We start from the raw sequence: 556 nt of genomic DNA, 5'->3' as shown, positions 1-556 counted from the left end.
TTTTGCCAGCACATAAAAATGCTCCGACGGATTAGTTTATGATAGACTCTGTTTAAGAGATAAAAATTATATCTTATAATTACTTGAAAATATTAAGTTTATATCCTTATAAATCAGAATAAAACAAGAAATTTTAAATTTTTTATTTATTAAAATCATTATATAAAAATACAAATAAAAGGAAAAATTATTACAATGAAAGAGATTAGACTAGCACAAGAAAAAGATATTCCGAAAATAGAAAATTTACTGGAACAAATTTTATTAATTCATCACGAAAGGCGTCCAGACATTTTCAAGGCAACAGGTAAAAAATACACAGCAAAAGAATTAACAGAAATGTTAAATGATTCAAACAAGCCAATATTCGTAGGAACTGATGAAAATAATAACGTAATTGGCTATATTTTCTGTATTTTCAAGCAACAAACAAATCACAACGTCCTAACTGATATAAAAACATTGTTTATTGATGATCTTTGCGTTGATGAAAGCACTCGTGGGCAGAATATCGGAAAGAATTTATACGATTTTGCTTTGGATTTTGCAAAAAAAG

General features: G+C 26.6%; 1 protein-coding gene. It reads left to right on the top strand.

Features of this window, described 5'->3' with window-relative positions:
* Positions 1-195: 195 nt before the first annotated feature.
* Positions 196-556 (top strand): GNAT family N-acetyltransferase (locus HMPREF1552_RS11340; protein ID WP_021745350.1); only part of this gene is annotated, 361 nt, incomplete at its 3' end.

The organism is Leptotrichia sp. oral taxon 879 str. F0557, from assembly GCF_000469385.1.
In the GTDB taxonomy this organism is placed as follows: domain Bacteria; phylum Fusobacteriota; class Fusobacteriia; order Fusobacteriales; family Leptotrichiaceae; genus Leptotrichia; species Leptotrichia mesophila.
This window is presented reverse-complemented; position numbering and strand designations above follow the sequence as displayed.